General features: G+C 71.3%; 13 protein-coding genes. 10 read left to right on the top strand and 3 right to left on the bottom strand.

Going from position 1 to position 15,426, the window contains the following annotated elements; genetic code table 11:
- Positions 1-12: 12 nt before the first annotated feature.
- Entirely contained in the window at positions 13-2,643 is a 2,631-nt protein-coding gene (locus AB0K67_RS24715; protein WP_364064467.1) for a DNA polymerase III subunit gamma and tau, read from the top strand.
- Between the two features lie 379 nt (positions 2,644-3,022).
- On the opposite strand, the gene AB0K67_RS24710 is transcribed toward AB0K67_RS24715, so the two are convergent.
- The gene (locus AB0K67_RS24710; RefSeq protein ID WP_364064465.1) at positions 3,023-4,462 is read right to left on the bottom strand and encodes a GAF domain-containing protein; all 1,440 of its coding nucleotides are present in this window, start codon (positions 4,460-4,462) and stop codon (positions 3,023-3,025) included.
- 517 nt (positions 4,463-4,979) lie between these two features.
- On the opposite strand from AB0K67_RS24710, the gene AB0K67_RS24705 reads away from it, so the two are divergent.
- The 5 genes from AB0K67_RS24705 (at position 4,980) to AB0K67_RS24685 (ending at position 8,875) form a co-directional block, all read left to right on the top strand.
- Positions 4,980-5,330, top strand: a complete 351-nt coding sequence (locus AB0K67_RS24705) for a YbaB/EbfC family nucleoid-associated protein (protein ID WP_364064462.1) — start codon at positions 4,980-4,982, stop codon at positions 5,328-5,330.
- A gap of 2 nt (positions 5,331-5,332) precedes the next feature.
- Complete coding sequence (gene recR / locus AB0K67_RS24700; protein ID WP_101787599.1) at positions 5,333-5,932, top strand: recombination mediator RecR; 600 nt, start codon at positions 5,333-5,335, stop codon at positions 5,930-5,932.
- On the top strand, positions 5,925-6,455 hold the full coding sequence (locus AB0K67_RS24695) for a DUF5063 domain-containing protein (RefSeq protein ID WP_364064459.1): 531 nt from the start codon (positions 5,925-5,927) through the stop codon (positions 6,453-6,455). The genes recR and AB0K67_RS24695 overlap by 8 nt, the downstream gene beginning before the upstream one ends.
- Before the next feature lie 84 nt (positions 6,456-6,539).
- Positions 6,540-7,814, top strand: coding sequence for an aspartate kinase (locus tag AB0K67_RS24690; RefSeq protein ID WP_364064456.1), 1,275 nt, complete (start codon positions 6,540-6,542; stop codon positions 7,812-7,814).
- Positions 7,811-8,875, top strand: a complete 1,065-nt coding sequence (locus tag AB0K67_RS24685; RefSeq protein WP_364064453.1) for an aspartate-semialdehyde dehydrogenase — start codon at positions 7,811-7,813, stop codon at positions 8,873-8,875. The genes AB0K67_RS24690 and AB0K67_RS24685 overlap by 4 nt, the downstream gene beginning before the upstream one ends.
- A 250-nt stretch (positions 8,876-9,125) precedes the next feature.
- Here AB0K67_RS24685 and AB0K67_RS24680 read toward each other — a convergent pair whose 3' ends face one another.
- Positions 9,126-10,106, bottom strand: a complete 981-nt coding sequence (locus tag AB0K67_RS24680; protein WP_364064450.1) for a hypothetical protein — start codon at positions 10,104-10,106, stop codon at positions 9,126-9,128.
- 174 nt (positions 10,107-10,280) lie between these two features.
- Between AB0K67_RS24680 and AB0K67_RS24675 the strand changes: the two genes are divergently transcribed.
- From AB0K67_RS24675 to AB0K67_RS24660, 4 genes are all read left to right on the top strand, one after another.
- Positions 10,281-10,949 carry a TetR family transcriptional regulator gene (locus tag AB0K67_RS24675; RefSeq protein WP_364064447.1) on the top strand — a complete coding sequence of 223 codons (669 nt, stop codon included), beginning with the start codon at positions 10,281-10,283 and terminating at the stop codon, positions 10,947-10,949.
- Between the two features lie 56 nt (positions 10,950-11,005).
- Positions 11,006-11,962, top strand: a complete 957-nt coding sequence (locus AB0K67_RS24670; RefSeq protein WP_364064444.1) for an LLM class F420-dependent oxidoreductase — start codon at positions 11,006-11,008, stop codon at positions 11,960-11,962.
- Between the two features lie 4 nt (positions 11,963-11,966).
- Positions 11,967-13,385, top strand: coding sequence for an amidase (locus tag AB0K67_RS24665; RefSeq protein WP_364064441.1), 1,419 nt, complete (start codon positions 11,967-11,969; stop codon positions 13,383-13,385).
- Positions 13,386-13,459: 74 nt separating this feature from the next.
- Complete coding sequence (locus AB0K67_RS24660) at positions 13,460-13,840, top strand: YkvA family protein (protein WP_364064438.1); 381 nt, start codon at positions 13,460-13,462, stop codon at positions 13,838-13,840.
- Positions 13,841-13,857: 17 nt separating this feature from the next.
- On the opposite strand, the gene AB0K67_RS24655 is transcribed toward AB0K67_RS24660, so the two are convergent.
- Positions 13,858-15,054 (bottom strand): amidohydrolase family protein, encoded by a 1,197-nt coding sequence (locus tag AB0K67_RS24655; protein ID WP_364064435.1) that lies wholly within the window; start codon positions 15,052-15,054, stop codon positions 13,858-13,860.
- Between the last annotated feature and the right edge of the window lie 372 nt (positions 15,055-15,426).

Here is a 15,426-nt window from a genome sequence, read left to right as displayed (position 1 = left end):
CGGGATGGTCGCATGAGCCTTGCGCTTTACCGCAAGTACCGACCCGGGACCTTCGCCGAGGTCAAGGGTCAGGAGCACGTCACTGACCCGCTGCGGCAGGCGTTGCGTACCGGCCGCATCAACCACGCTTATCTCTTCAGCGGCCCCCGAGGGTGCGGCAAGACCTCCAGCGCGCGCATTCTGGCGCGTTCGCTCAACTGCGAGCAGGGCCCGACCCCCGATCCGTGCGGCGAGTGCGAATCGTGCGTCGCGCTCGCTCCCACCGGCCCAGGCCACCTCGACGTCATCGAGATCGACGCCGCCTCGCACGGTGGCGTCGACGACGCGCGCGACCTGCGCGAGCGGGCCTTCTTCGCCCCCGTCTCCGCGCGCTACAAGATCTACATCATCGACGAGGCGCACATGGTGACCCGCGAGGGTTTCAACGCGCTGCTCAAGCTCGTCGAGGAGCCCCCGCCCCACCTGAAGTTCATCTTCGCGACGACGGAGCCGGAAAAGGTCATCGGCACCATCAAGTCGCGTACGCACCACTACCCGTTCAGGCTCATGCCGCCCGCGACGCTCAGGGGGCTGCTGGAGGAGATCCTCACCTCCGAGAACGTCCCCTTCGAGCCCGCCGCGCTGCCCCTCGTCGTGCGCGCGGGTGCGGGCTCCGCGCGTGACTCCCTGTCGATCCTCGACCAGCTCCTCGCCGGGGCCGACGACGACGGCATCACGTACGCCAAGGCCGTCTCCCTGCTCGGCTACACCGACGGCGACCTGCTCGACGAGGTCGTCAACGCGTTCGCGGCCCGCGACGGCGGCCGGGTCTTCCACACGGTCAACCGGGTCATCGAGGGCGGCCACGACCCCCGCCGCTTCGCCTCCGACCTGCTCGAACGCTTCCGCGACCTGGTGATCCTGGCGAACGTCCCGGAGGCGGCCACCAGCGGCCTGCTCGACCGTCCCGCCGACGAGCTCGAACGCCTGGTCCAGCAGGCCAACTCCATGGGCCCCGCCGAGCTGACCCGGGCCGCCGAGGTCTTCAACGCGGGGCTCACCGAGATGCGCGGTGCCACCTCGCCGCGCCTGCTGCTCGAACTCATGTGCGCGCGTGTGCTGCTGCCCGGGGCCGACCAGGGCGAGGCGGCGCTGCTCGCGCGTATCGAGCGGCTTGAGCGTGGCGGCGCCGTCGCCCAGATGGCGGCCCGCGCCGCCGCCCCGGCCGCGCCACCCGCTCCCGCCGTTCCCGCTGCTCAGCCTGTTTCCGGTACGTCCGGCGCCGCCGGGGCGGGTGCCCCGGCTCAGGCGACCGGTGGGGGTGCGCCGACTGGGGGGATGACGTCAAGCGGCCCGGCGGCCGGTGGCTCAGCGGCCGGGGGCACGACGGGCACGCCCGCTGGTCCCGCACAGGCCCCTGCCGCCTCCTCCAACGACGACTGGCCCGAGCCCGTCCGCCCCGGATCGGGCGCGGCGCCCGCTGCGGCCGCTCCGTCGAGTGCCGCCGCCTCCGGGCCTTCCGCCGGTACGCGTCCGGCCGCCGGCGCTCCCGCCCCGGCTCCCGGTGGTGGCGGTGGGGCCGGGGCCATTCAGTCGCAGTGGCCCGCCGTACTGGCCGCGCTCAAGCAGCGCAGCATCGTCGTCTGGGCCAACGTGAGCACCAACGCCCAGGTGGTCGGCGTGGAGGGCAACCTCGTCACGCTCGGCTTCACCCAGGTCGGCGCGATGAAGAACTTCACCGGCGGCGGCAAGGACGCCGTGGTGGCCGCCGCGCTGGGCGACGTGCTCGGCGGCACGTGGCGGGTCGAGGCGGTGGTCGGGGGCTCCTCGGCGCCGCAGCCGCCCCGTGGCCCCGCCCGTCCGCCGTCGCACGGCGGTCCTCAGGGCGGTCCCCAGGGGAGCGGCGGCGTGCCCGCGCCTGGCGGCGCTCCGAACTCCCCCGGCGGCGGCCCGGTGTCCGGAAACGGCTCCGGTGGTCCGGCGTCCGGCAATGGGTCCGGTGGTCCGGCGTCCGGGAACGGGTCCGGCGGTCCGGCCGACGGCGGGCACGGGCCGGGCGCGCAGGGGCGTGGCGGCGTACAGGACGTTCAAGGGGCGGCCGGTTCGCCGGGGTCCGCGGGCGCGGCTCAGGGGGCGCAGGGCCCCTCGGGTTCCCGGGGACGTACGGCCTCGCATGGTTCCTCCGCCCACGAGGACCGGGGCGGACAGGACTCCGACCAGCCTCCGGCCGGCCCGGCAGGGGACGCGGCGGCCCGTCCGGGGGGTGCGGCAGCTCGTCCGGCGGGGGGTGCCGCCCGTCCGACCACGGACGAGTCCTGGCCCGACGCCCCCGACGACGACTCGGACTTCGGCCCGCCGCCGGGGCCTGACCTGGCGCAGACCGTACCGGCCGGGCAGCGCGCCTCCACGGGCCCGGGCAGCGGGCTGGCCGCCGCCCGCTCGGCCGCCCAGGCCGCGGCCAAGGCGGGCCCCCGCGTCCCGTCCGCGAGGGGCGGCGCGTCCGCCTGGCCCGACACGATCCCCGGCCGCGACCCCAAGCCCGCCGACTCCGACGACGTCGACCCGCTGAACGACGCCGACGCCGACGTGTCCGCCATCTCCGGCATGGCTCTGCTGGAACGCGAGCTGGGCGCCAAGGTGATCGGCGAGATCGACCACGCCTGACCTGGCCCGCCCGGCTCGCACGGGTGGCGCGATCGGTCGCACGGGCGGCGCGAGCGGCCGGATCTCACGCCGGCGGGCACGCCTTCCTTCGGTCAAGCGCGCGTGTGCTCCTGCCTCCCAGACGGTGACGCGGGCGGCTCTTCGGGACTGATGCGGTCAGCTCTCTGTTGGGGCACACCTGCGGGGGTCATGCATGCCGGGGCGGCTTCCTGGCCGGCGACGGTAAGCGGTCGAGGGGGATACAACTCGGCTGCTGGAGGTCTGCGATCGCGAGGGGCGGAGCGCCTTCGGAGGCGCGCGGGCGGTGGCACTGTGGCTGTTGGGGCTGCGCAAGCCGGGAACGGGTGAGCGGACGGCTCGGTGGAGGCCGTCACCGGGGTCAGCCGAGGAGGCGGGAGCGGGCGGCGGCGCTGCGGGGGTCGGTGGACGGAAGGGCGGCGAGGCGTTCGAGGACCTCGTAGTCGCCGCGGCCGTTGCACGTCTGCGCGTACGCCCAAAGATCATCAGGCGTGCCGTGACGCAGCAGGCAGGCGCGGACCTGCGCTTCGAGTTCGTCGCGTTCGCGGCGGATCTCGGGCGACTCGGAGCGGGGCAGCAGCGGGCCGGGGTAGGAGCGGGCGAGGGTGGCGGGGTCGCCGGCGGGCAGGAGGCGGCGCAGGGCGAGGAAGTCGGCGTCGATGGGGCAGGTCAGCCGGTACGGCTTGGCCGCGATGGCGTTGCCGAGCTGGGAGCGCAGCCGGTGGATCTCGGCCCGGATGGTGACGGGGTTGCCGTAGTCGCCGTACAGGTGGAAGGAGAGCTGCTCGGCGGTGAGGCCGTGGGGGTGGAGCGCGAGGAGGGTGAGGATCTCGGCGTGCCGCAGTGACAGGGGGCGCTCGCGGTCGCCGTAGACGGCGGTGGGCGGGCGTTCGCCGAGGAAGGACAGCCTGAGGAGAGGCGGGGCGGCGGGCGGCGACGGGCGCAGGAGGTAGCCGTCCGAGAAGGGTTCGAGTAGGGCGACGCGGCCGTCGCGCAGGATCATGCGCCGGCCGGCGAAGTGGGCGGGGCGTCCGTCGAGGTGGACGCGTTCGCCGAGGGAGCCCGCGGGGTCGCCGGAGATGACGCGGCCGGTGGCGGAGAGCAGGACGCCGGGCTTGCCGCGCAGGGACTCGTAGCGGCGGCGCAGGCGCTCGTCGCGTTCGTGCATGCGCAGGGCGAGCTGGGTCTCGGCGAGCTTGGCGGTGGTGGCGACGAGGGCGACGGTGGCGGGGTGGAGGCTGCGGGCGGTGCCGCTGACGTCGACGCAGCCGATGATGCGGCCGGAGTCGGGGTCGGTGATGGGGGCGGCGCTGCAGGACCAGACGTGCAGCACGCGCATGAGGTGCTCTTCCGAGAAGACGTGCACGGGCCGCCCGGTGGCGAGCGCGGTGCCGATGCCGTTGGTGCCGACGCGCTGCTCGCTCCACTGGTGGCCGTCGGCGAGCCCGATGCCGTCGGCGCGGGACATGGTGGTGTGGTTGCCCTCGCGCCACAGGACCCGCCCGTCACCGTCGGTGACGATCATGACGTGGCCGCTCTCCTCGGCGAGGCCCGACAGGGTCTGGGCGAGCAGCGGGAGCAGGGGCTGGAGCGGATGGTCGTCGCGGACGTCCCTGATGCGGGAGGGGTCGATGACGAGAGGGGCGCTGGTGCCCTCCAGGCCGATGCCGGCGTCGAGGGAGCGCATCCACGAGGCCTTGATGAGGTGGCGGGGCGCCTGGGGACAGCTCTCGCCCGCCGCGACGGCCTCGTGCGCCCCCCGCAGCAGGCGGGAGTACGCGTCGAGATGGGGGTAACTCATCGGTCACTCCAAGTAGTCAGAAAGAGCATCCGCCTTGGGGCGGGCGAGCGCAAGTCGTTCAGGGGGGATTGCGGAGAGTGATTGAACGAGCGCAACGTGTGTGCAACGTTGTGCTCGTTAGCGTCCTTGCCCAACGCGTCGGCGTGGTGCGGCCGCTCCGTCGGCGTGGTGGCCGGGTCTCGGACGCTGGAGGGGGGCCGAGATCCGGCCAGAACACGCCGACATACGAAGGAGCGGCCATAACACGCCGGCGCCCGAAGAAGGGGGCCATAACGCGCCGGCGTCCGGCCAACGGCCGGAAACGCGACGGAAACGGGGGACGAGGGCAGTACGAGGGCCAGGTCAGAACGGTGCTCGCGCAGCGCAAAAGCCCGCCATGGGCGGCATCGGGGGAAGAGATGGTCGTCCCGTGCGGATAACCGGCGACGAAACTAGGGGACACCCCAGTACATGACGCCGCTCAAACACCGTAGGCTCGTGGCAGTTACGAACGCGGAGCCACGAGGAGCGCACGACGGTGAACCCAGGGGATGTCAACCTGCAGCAGCTGCTGGAGCAGGCCCAGCTCATGCAGCAGCAGCTCGTGAGCGCCCAGCAGGAGCTCAACGACGCGCAGATCGAGGGCTCATCAGGCGGCGGCATGGTCAAAGCCGTCGTCAACGGCTCGGGCGAGCTGCTGGAACTCAAGATCGACCCGAGCGTGATCGACGCGGGCGATCCGCAGGACACCGCGGACACGATCGCCGACCTGGTGATCGCCGCCGTCCGCGACGCCGTACGCGCGGCCGCCGACCTGCAGCAGGAGAAGCTCGGCCCGCTGGCCCAAGGTCTGGGTGGCGGCGGTCTCGGACAGCTGCCAGGGTTCTAGGCATGTACGAAGGGGTCGTCCAGAACCTGATCGACGAGCTGGGGCTGCTGCCCGGCGTCGGTCCCAAGAGCGCGCAGCGGATCGCGTTCCACCTGCTGGCGGCCGATCCAGCCGACGTCAAACGGCTGGCGCACGCGTTGCTGGAGGTCAAGGAGAAGGTGCGCTTCTGCCGGGTCTGCGGGAACGTGGCCTCGGAGGAGGAGTGCCGCATCTGCCGCGACGCCCGGCGCGACACGCACGTCATCTGCGTGGTCGAGGAGCCGAAGGACGTCGTGGCCATCGAGAAGACGCGCGAGTTCCGGGGCACCTACCACGTGCTGGGCGGTGCGATCAGCCCCATCGACGGGGTCGGCCCCGACGACCTGCGCATCCGCGAGCTCATGACGCGCCTGGCCGACGGCCGGGTGACCGAGCTCATCCTCGCCACCGACCCCAATCTGGAGGGCGAGGCGACGGCTACCTACCTCGCCCGTCTGGTCAAGCCGATGGGCGTCAAAGTGACACGACTGGCCAGCGGTCTGCCTGTGGGCGGTGATCTCGAATACGCCGACGAGGTCACTTTGGGCCGCGCGTTCGAAGGACGGAGGCTGCTGGATGTCTGACCAGTGGAGTGACCTGGCCGACGAGATCTCCGCGCACGCGCAGAACTACGTGGACGGCCTGACCAGGGTGGCGGGCGGCGAGGGCGGCGACGCCATCTGGTCGATCCTGCTGGTGGAGGTCGCCCAGGTGAGCCTGGCGGGCGCCAAGCTGGGGGCCAACCGCGACGTGATCCTGTCGGGCAACTATGAGCCGCCGATGAGCGAGGACCCCGACATCGACGGCGTGCGCACGGCCCTGGCGGAGCGGCTTGAGGCGGTCGACGACTACGTGGAGGTGTTCGACCCGTACAAGGACACCACCGTCACGCCGTACCGGCTCTCCGACGACCTGACCGCCGTCGCGGCCGACCTCATTCACGGGCTGCGCCACTACCACGCCGGCCGCAAGCACGAGGCGCTGTGGTGGTGGCAGTTCTCCTACTTCAACACGTGGGGCAACCACGCGGGCGCGGCGATGCGGGCATTGCAGGCCCTTGCCGCGCATTCCCGGCTCGACGTGGCAGAGGAGAAGACTTCGGTCTGATCATCCACATACTGGTACGACCCAGTCGGTCCACGAGACGCCCCCGATAGACTGGCAGCTCACAGTCCAAACCGGGAGACTCTCGTGGCGCTCGTTGTGCAAAAGTACGGTGGTTCGTCCGTCGCCGACGCGTCCTGCATCAAGCGGGTCGCGCAGCGGATCGTCGCGACGAAAAAAGCCGGCAACGACGTGGTCGTGATCGTCTCCGCCATGGGCGACACGACGGACGAGCTGCTCGACCTGGCCGAGCAGGTGTCGCCGCTGCCTCCGGCACGCGAGCTCGACATGCTGCTGACCTCGGGCGAGCGCATCTCGATGGCGCTGCTGGCGATGGCGATCGCCAACCTCGGCCACGAGGCTCGCTCGTTCACCGGCTCGCAGGCAGGCGTGATCACCGACTCCACGCACGGCAAGGCGCGCATCATCGACGTGACGCCGAGCCGCATCAGGGAGGCGATCGACCAGGGCCACATCGCGATCGTGGCCGGGTTCCAGGGCGTCTCGCAGGACACCAAGGACATCACCACGCTCGGCAGAGGCGGCTCCGACACCACGGCCGTTGCGCTGGCGGCGGCGCTCGAAGCCGACGTCTGCGAGATCTACACCGACGTCGACGGTGTCTTCACCGCCGACCCGCGCATCGTCCCCGCGGCGCGCAAGATCCCCAAGATCTCGTACGACGAGATGATGGAGATGGCGGCCTGCGGCGCGAAGATCCTGCACCTGCGATGCGTCGAGTACGCTCGCCGCTTCAACCTGCCGATCCACGTACGCAGCTCGTTCAGCACCAAGGAAGGCACGTGGGTCGTAGCCGACCCTTACAACGAAGGAACCGAGATGGAGCAGCCGATCATCTCCGGCGTGGCGCACGACCGGAGCGAGGCCAAGATCACTGTTGTCGGCGTGCCCGACAAGGTCGGTGAGGCTGCCACGATCTTCAAAACGCTGGCCGACGCCGAGATCAACATCGACATGATCGTGCAGAACGTCTCGGCCGCGGCCACGGGCCGCACCGACATCTCCTTCACGCTCCCCACGGCCGACAGCCAGACGGCCCTCGCGGCGCTGAAGAAGATCCAGCCCCAGATCGGTTTCGAGTCGTTGCTGTTCGACGACCAGATCGGGAAGGTGTCGCTGGTCGGCGCGGGCATGCGCTCGCACCCCGGCGTCACCGCGACGTTCTTCGCCGCCCTCGCCGACGCGGGGGTCAACATCGAGATGATCTCCACCTCGGAGATCCGCATCTCAGTGGTCGTCGGGCAGGACGGTGTCGACGCGGCCGTGGCGGCCGCGCACCGCGCCTTCGACCTCGACGCCGACCAGGTCGAAGCCGTGGTGTACGGAGGTACAGGACGATGAGCAAGAGGCCCAATCTCGCACTGATCGGCGCGACCGGCGCCGTGGGCACCGTCATGCGCGACATCGTGTCGACGCGTGAGGACATCTGGGGCGAGATCCGTCTCGTCGCCTCGGCCCGCTCGGCGGGCAAGGTGCTGAAGGTGCGCGGCGAGGACGTCGTGGTGCAGGCGCTCGCGCCCGAGGTGTTCGACGGCATCGACATCGCCATCTTCGACGTCCCCGACGAGGTGTCGGCCGTGTGGGTGCCGATCGCGGCCGAGCGCGGCGCGATCGCCATCGACAAGTCGGGCACGTTCCGCATGGAGCCCGACGTGCCGCTGGTGGTGCCCGAGGTCAACCCGCAGGACGCGCGGCAGCGTCCGCGGAACATCATCTCGACCCCCAACTGCACGACGCTGTCGATGATGGCCGCCATGGGCGCGCTGCACGCCGAGTTCACGCTCAAGGAGCTGGTCGTCGCCTCCTACCAGGCGGTGTCCGGGGCCGGCGTGGCCGGTTCCGCGCGGCTGTACGACGAGGTCGAGGCGCTGGCCGGCGACCGTACGATCGGGCAGGCCGCGGGCGACGTGCGCAAGGCCCTGGCCAACAAGCTGCCGGCCGAGTCGCCGTTCCCCGCGCCCATCGCGTTCAACGTGGTGCCGTGGGCCGGCTCCGACAAGGGCGACGGCTGGGCCTCCGAGGAGCTGAAGCTCCGCAACGAGTCCCGCAAGATCCTCGGCATCCCCGACCTGAAGGTCTCCGCGACCTGCGTCCGCGTCCCGGTGGTCACGACGCACTCGCTGGCCGTGCACGCGCGCTTCGAGCGCGAGATCACGGTCGCCGATGCGCGTCGCGTCCTGGAGGCGGCGCCGACGGTGGTCGTCATGGACGATCCGGCCAACGGCGTCTTCCCGACGCCCGTCGACGTGGTGGGCACCGACCCCACCTACGTCGGCCGCATCCGCCAGGCGATCGACTTCCCCAACACGCTCGACCTGTTCGTCTGCGGTGACAACCTGCGCAAGGGCGCGGCGCTCAACGCGGCGGAGATCGCCGAGCTGGTGGCGGCCGAGCTGACCTGACACGTCGGATGACGTGACCCGGTGTGGCGCCGTACGTTCGCGTGCGGCGTCACATCTTTTTGTGCGCGGTGTTCCCCGGCTTCGTCGCCGGGGCCGGGGTGCGGGTGACCCTGCCGGTCGCGGCCTGCCGAGGCGTGGCGCGCTGTCAGTGGTGCTGCCAACCGCTCCTTCTGTCGGCCGGTCGGCTCCGTCCGCCGTGGTTCTGCCGGCCGGGGGCTCGCGTACGCGGCCCTGGACGGCCGTGGCCCTGTCACCGGAAGAGGATGTCCCAGTGGTCGCCCTCGTCGGCGAAGACCGCGCCGTCGCCCTTGTAGAGCCGCGCTCCGTCGCTGCGGATGCCGGCCTTGTCGTAGTGCCGGTGAATGTGCCGGTCGATGCAGGAGTTGTGTGCGATGTCGAGCTTGTAGCCGTTGCCGTGGCTGTAGACGCCGGGCGCGTGGCCGTGCTCGGTGCCGCCGGTCACCAGGATCGGGCAGCCGCTCTTCTGCTTCAGCTCGATGATCTTGGCGATGGTGCCGGTCCTGATGCGGTCGAGCGACGTGCAGTGACGCAGGTGCTTGCTGGTGCAGTGGCCGGTGGACTTGGTCCGCAGCCCGGCGTACCTGAGCCAGCTCGCGGCGGTGGTGTGCGACATGGTCACCGCCGCCCTCCTGGGCAGGACCCGCGCCAGGTCGACCTGAGCGTGCCTGTGAGCGGCGTGCGCGCGCGTCCTGGGCATCTCGGCCACCCGGGAGCGTACGCGCTCCTTCTTCGCTTTCCTGGCCCCGGGACGCGCCTTCGTCTTGGCCTTGGGCGCGGCCGGCTCCGCCTTGGTCCGCGCCGGCTGGGCCTTGGTCTGTGCCGGGCGGGTCGTGACCGCGTCCACCGCGGCCGGCCGTCCCTGGATCACGGCGTCGGAGGCGGCGTCGGGGGCGGCGTCGGAGGCGGCGTCGGAGGAGGACCCCCAGAAGTCGTCCTGCGCGCTGTCGTCCCACGACGGCCACTCGCCGGCCTCACTGAGCCGGGCGCGGGCCTCGATGAGCCGCTTGTGCGCCCACCTGGCGGCGACGCGCGGACCGATCTCGTACGCGTCCGCGAGCGTCAGCAGCGCCGGGCCGTGCTCCCATCCGCCGGGCCCGTACAGGCTGCCCGGTGCCGGCACCCATTCGGGGCGGGTGGCGGCCGAGGCAGCGGAGGCCAGCGCGATTATGGTGATCTGAATGCCGAGGAGCGCGACTATCAGGAGCCGCACTGTTCCACGTATCCACATGTCGATGCCTTTTCGCGGAAATAGCCCTTCCGCCTGAAACGACAATCCCACCATTCACTGGAGATAACTCATGCCGCGGACGCAACTTTGCCTTGTGGCGGCGATCACCGTGCGGCTCCATGACCTAACCGCGTACGACGACGTAAAGTGACGAACGTGTCCGAAGCCCGAAACAGAGGAGCGGAGAGCACTCGAGAGGTCATCGTCGAGACGGCCTTGCGACTGTTCAGGGAGCGCGGCTTCGAAGCGACCACCATGCGGGCCATCGCGGCCGAAGCCGGTGTGTCCGTGGGCAACGCTTACTACTACTTCGACAGCAAGGAAGCGTTGATCCAGGCTTATTACGACCGCGCGCAGGCCGAGCACGAAGCCGCGTGCAGGGAGTTCCTGGCCACAGAGGAGTCGTTCGCGGCCAGGTTGAGCGGAGTGTTGCGGGAGTGGGTGCGGGTTTCCGAGCCGTACCACGAGTTCGCCGTGAAGTTCTTCAAGCACGCGGCCGAGCCGACCAATCCGCTCAGCCCGTTCAGCAAGCAGTCGTCGCCTGCGCGTGAGGCGTCGATCGCCATTTACCGGGAGGTCGTCGAGGGTTCGCGCGACAAGATGAACGCGGAGTTGCGCGAGGAGCTGCCCGAGCTGCTCTGGCTGCTGTCGATGGGCATGGTGCTGTTCTGGGTGCACGACACCTCGCCGGGATGTGCGCGCACGTACCGGCTCATCGAGGTGACGGTGCCGCTGGTGGACCGGCTGGTCGGGCTGTCGCACCTGCCGGGGCTGCGGGGGATCACCAAGGACTTCATCGCGGCGGTGCACGAACTCCGGGCCTAGGGCTACATACCGAGCGGTTGGTATGGTCCTCCTGTCAGCCGAATGGGAGGCCGTGCATGACGCAGAACTGGGGCATGACGATCCCCTTCTACGACCGCTCGCTGTCCAGGGCGCAGGACCTCGTCGCCGAGCTGCCCGCGCTCGGCTACACCGACGTGTGGTCGGCGGAGGTCAACGGCGCCGACGGGTTCGTGCCGCTGGCGCTGGCCGCGCAGTGGGCGCCGCAGGTGCGGCTGGGCAGCGCCATCGTGCCCGTCTCGACGCGCGGCCCAGGGCTGCTCGCCATGTCCGCGGCCACGCTGGCCGACCTCGCGCCGGGACGGTTCGTGCTGGGCATCGGGGCGTCGTCGCCGGCGATCGTCGAGCGGTGGAACGCCGGCACGTTCACCAAGCCGTACGGGCGCACCCGCGACACGCTGCGCTTTTTGAAGAAGGCGCTGGCGGGGGAGAAGGTTTCGGAGAGCTACGAGACGTTCGAGGTGAAGGGCTTCAAGCTGGAACGCGCGCCCAAGACGCCCCCGAAGATCGTGCTGGCCGCGCTGCGCCCCCGCATGCTGCACCTGGCCGCCGAGGAGGCCGACGGCGCCATCACCAACTGGCTCTCGCCCGATGACGTGCGCAAGGTCCGCGCCGAGATCGGCGCGGGCACCGAGCTGATCGCCCGCCTGTTCGTCTGCGTGGACGACGACGCCGAGCGGGTCCGCCAGACCGCCAAGCGGATGCTCGCGGGTTACCTGACCGTCCCCGTGTACGCCGCCTTCCACGACTGGCTGGGCCGCGGCGAGGCGCTGCGGCCGATGCACGAGGCGTGGGCAGCGGGCGACCGGCAGGCCGCGCTCAAGGCCATCCCCGACGAGGTGGTGGACGATCTCATCGTGCACGGTGACGCCGCCACCTGCCGGGCCCGCATCAAGGAGTACGTGGCGAACGGCCTCGACACGCCGGTACTCGCGCCCCTGCCCGGCCCGATGCCCATCGACCAGGCGGTGCGCGAGCTGGCGCCGGAGGCGTAGCCGGATGAAGGAGTTACTGCGACTGGACGCGGTCGGCCAGGCCCAGGCGGTCAGGGACGGCCAGGTGTCGGCGCGGGAGCTCGTCGAGGCCGCGATCGCGCGCATCGAGGAGGCCGACGGCGAGCTGAACGCGGTCATCCACCGCCGCTTCGAGCGCGCGCTCGCCGAGATCGACGCCATCCCGGCGGACGCGCCCTTCCGCGGGGTGCCGATCCTGCTGAAGGACCTGGGCTGGCGGGAGGCGGGCGAGCCGTACAGCGCGGGCTCGAACGTGCGCGACGAGGCCGAGGACGCCCCCGACGCGTACGGGGTGGTGCGGCTGCGCGAGGCCGGGTTCGTGCTGCTCGGGCGGACGAACACGCCCGAGTTCGGCACCACGATCACGACGGAGCCGGTGGCGTTCGGGCCGACGCGCAACCCGTACGACGCGGCGTACTCGGCGGGCGGGTCGAGCGGCGGTTCCGCGGCGGCGGTGGCGGCCGGGATGGTCGCTCTGGCCACGGCGAGCGACGGCGGCGGGTCGATCAGGGTGCCCGCCTCGATGTGCGGACTGGTGGGCCTCAAGCCGTCGCGTGGGCGGGTCAGCCACGGGCCCGCGCTCGGCGAGAGCTGGAACGGGTTCGCCTGCCCCGGCTTCGTCACCAGGACCGTACGCGACACCGCGGCGGCGCTCGACGTCGTCTCCGGCATGGAGCCGGGCGACCCGTACGACGCCCCGCCGCTGCCCGGCAGGCTCGCCGACGAGGTGGGCCGCGACCCCGGGCGGCTGCGCGTCGGCTTCCTCACCGCGCACCCGCGCGGCGACGTACCCGAGGATCCCGAGCTGACGGCGGCGGTCACAGGGGCCGCAGCGCTGCTGGAGACACTCGGCCACGACGTCACGGAGGGCGGTCCCGCCGCCCTCGCCGATCCCGAGTTCCCCCGGCACTTCGCCGCGATCGTCTCCGACAACGTGGCCGCGCTCGTCGCCGGGCTCGGCGCGTGGCGGGGCAGGCCGGTCGAGCCGGACGAGCTGGAACCGCGCAACGCCGCCATGGTCGCGGCCGCCCGCGAGCGCAGCGCCGCCGATCACCTGCTGTCCGCGCAGTGGATGGACCGCTTCCGCCGCCGGATGGCCTCCTGGTGGAGCTCCGGATACGACCTGCTGCTCATGCCGTCGATGGGGACGGCGCCGTTCAGGCTGGGCTGGATCCCGCCCGACGACTTCACCACCGCGTCAAGCCGCACCCTGTCCGTCGTCGCCTACACCGGGCCGATGAACGCGACCGGCCAGCCGGCGATCTCGCTGCCCCTGCACAGGACCGCGTCGGGGCTGCCGGTGGGCGTCCAGCTCGTGGCCGCCGCCGGCCGCGAGGACCTCCTCGTACGGGTGGCCGCCCAGATCGAGCAGGCCAGGCCGTTCGAGCACCCCTGCCTGCCCTGAGCCGTGAGGGGGTCAGGAACCCCTGGCCGTTCCGACGCGTTATGTCGTGAGAAGCCGGGGGTAGGGGGTTGCACATGATGGCGAAGGCAGCACGGGCGGCTGCGGCGTGGCGGACCTACCGCGAGGTGACCAGGCCGGGCACGCCGCCACTGATGACCAGGGTCCGGGCGATCCCGCGGATGCTCGGCGCGGTCATGCGGGGGCGCTACGCCGGCCTGGGCAAGGGCAAGCTCGCCCTGATGGGGCTCGGCGTGGTCTACCTCATCTCGCCGGTCGACGTCATCCCCGACTTCCTCATGCTGATCGGGGTGGCCGACGACTTCGGCGTGTTCCTGTGGCTGATGGCCTCGCTGCTCGGCGAGAGCGGACGCTACGTCGAGCACGAGCGCGCCGTCATCCAGGGGCAGGTCGAGGAGGACCTCATCCAGGGCCGGATGGCGGACGACGTCATCTGAGGCCGGGTCGAGGAGGCTTAGATCTCCTCCATCCGCAGCCACGCACGCGACGGCAGCGGGTGGCCGAACAACCGGGCGGCGTTGCCGTAGGCGACCCTGGCGATGTCGGCCGGTGGGAGCGTTCCGAGATTGCGGGCCACCGACTTCTGCGTGTCCGGCCACGTGGAGTCGGAGTGGGGATAGCCGCTCTCCTGGAGCACGTGGTCGAGCCCGACCGCGAGGCGAACACCCGACAGCGCGTGGTCGTCGAGCGTGCCGAAGAAGAAGTTGCGGCGCAGCACCTCGCTGGGCTTGAGCCCGCCGTCCCATGACGTCTCGCCCGCCACCGGGTGGTCGAGGGCGTAGTCGGCGCGCTCGGCCAGCATCGGCAGCCAGCCCACGCCGCCTTCGACGATGAGGATGCGCAGCGCGGGGAAGCGCAGCGGCAGACCGGACCAGAGCCAGTCGGCGCAGGCGAACATCGCGCTCGTCGGCATGAGCGTGGTGATGGCCTCGATGGGCGTGTCGGGCGACGGCACAGGCGACCAGGAGGAGTCTCCGGCGTGCAGGCAGACGACGGTGCCGGTCTCCTCGCACGCGGCGAAGAACGGGTCCCAGTGGCCGGTGTGGATCGACGGCAGCCGCAGCCTGGTGGGGAACTCGGGGAACACCACCGCCTTGAAGCCCCTGGCCGCGTTGGCCCTGATCTCCTTGGCCGCGATGTCGGGGTCGGGCAGCCACGGGAGCTGCAGGCCGATGATGCGCTCGGGGTAGGTGCCGGCCCAGACCTCGATGTGCCAATCGTTCCACGCCCTGACCAGGGCGAGGCCGAGCTCCTGGTCACGGGTCCTGGCGAACGGCATGCCGGCCTGCTGGGCGAGCATGCCGGGGAAACACAGCGCCGCCCAGATGCCGGCGGTGTCCATGTCCTTGATGCGGGCCTCGATGTCGTGGCAGCCGGGGCGCATGTTCTCGAACCGCACCGGGTCGAGCGTCCACTGCTCGCGCGGCAGGCCGGCGCCCACGTCGATGCCGGCGCACGGGTAGGTGGCGCCGCCGTAGCGCCACACTTGGTGACCGGACTCCGTCTCCACGACCTTGGGCGCGACTTCGGCGTATTTCTCCGGCAGGCGCCCTTCGAACAGGTCGGGCGGCTCGATCAGGTGATCGTCTGCGGAGATGATCACGTAGTCGCGCCGCCTGGGGTCAGGGTCGGGGAGCAGCGGCGTAGTCACGCACGTAACCGTACGACGGCGGCATAACGTCGAACAAGCTGCGACGTATCCGTTGGGTCTCTGCGCACAATTGCCGGCCCGGGAGCGCCGGGACGGGGATGGCGGGCGATCCCCCGCCGACCAGGCCCGTCCGGCGTGGCGAGCAGGCACCGCACGTCTCTACCCAGGCATTTTCTGCGTAGTCAGGACGTGAGTTCGGAAATCTGCCGCCGTCTTGACGGGAAAGCTGGAGCACCGGCGTGACGTATCTCTCTATGGCAAGAAATTTCGGGACTGCTCCGCTAGTTGGCGCCGGTCTTCGTCTCAGGGGCCGCCGCTTGTCCGGCCGGCTCGTCCGGCCGCTTCCCGGATGACTCGCCGGACGGCTCGTTC

Source organism: Nonomuraea sp. NPDC052634 (assembly GCF_040678535.1).
GTDB classification, from domain to species: Bacteria; Actinomycetota; Actinomycetes; order Streptosporangiales; family Streptosporangiaceae; genus Nonomuraea; species Nonomuraea fastidiosa.
Note: the sequence above shows the minus strand (reverse complement) of the source record. Positions and strands in the feature narration are given on the sequence as shown.

Coding starts and splice junctions, on each gene's coding strand:
- AB0K67_RS24715 (WP_364064467.1), top strand. CDS start 13: ATGAGCCTTGCGCTTTACCGCAAGTACCGACCCGGGACCTTCGCCGAG.
- AB0K67_RS24710 (WP_364064465.1), bottom strand. CDS start 4,462: ATGAGTTACCCCCATCTCGACGCGTACTCCCGCCTGCTGCGGGGGGCG.
- recR (WP_101787599.1), top strand. CDS start 5,333: ATGTACGAAGGGGTCGTCCAGAACCTGATCGACGAGCTGGGGCTGCTG.
- AB0K67_RS24695 (WP_364064459.1), top strand. CDS start 5,925: ATGTCTGACCAGTGGAGTGACCTGGCCGACGAGATCTCCGCGCACGCG.
- AB0K67_RS24685 (WP_364064453.1), top strand. CDS start 7,811: ATGAGCAAGAGGCCCAATCTCGCACTGATCGGCGCGACCGGCGCCGTG.
- AB0K67_RS24670 (WP_364064444.1), top strand. CDS start 11,006: ATGACGCAGAACTGGGGCATGACGATCCCCTTCTACGACCGCTCGCTG.
- AB0K67_RS24665 (WP_364064441.1), top strand. CDS start 11,967: ATGAAGGAGTTACTGCGACTGGACGCGGTCGGCCAGGCCCAGGCGGTC.
- AB0K67_RS24660 (WP_364064438.1), top strand. CDS start 13,460: ATGATGGCGAAGGCAGCACGGGCGGCTGCGGCGTGGCGGACCTACCGC.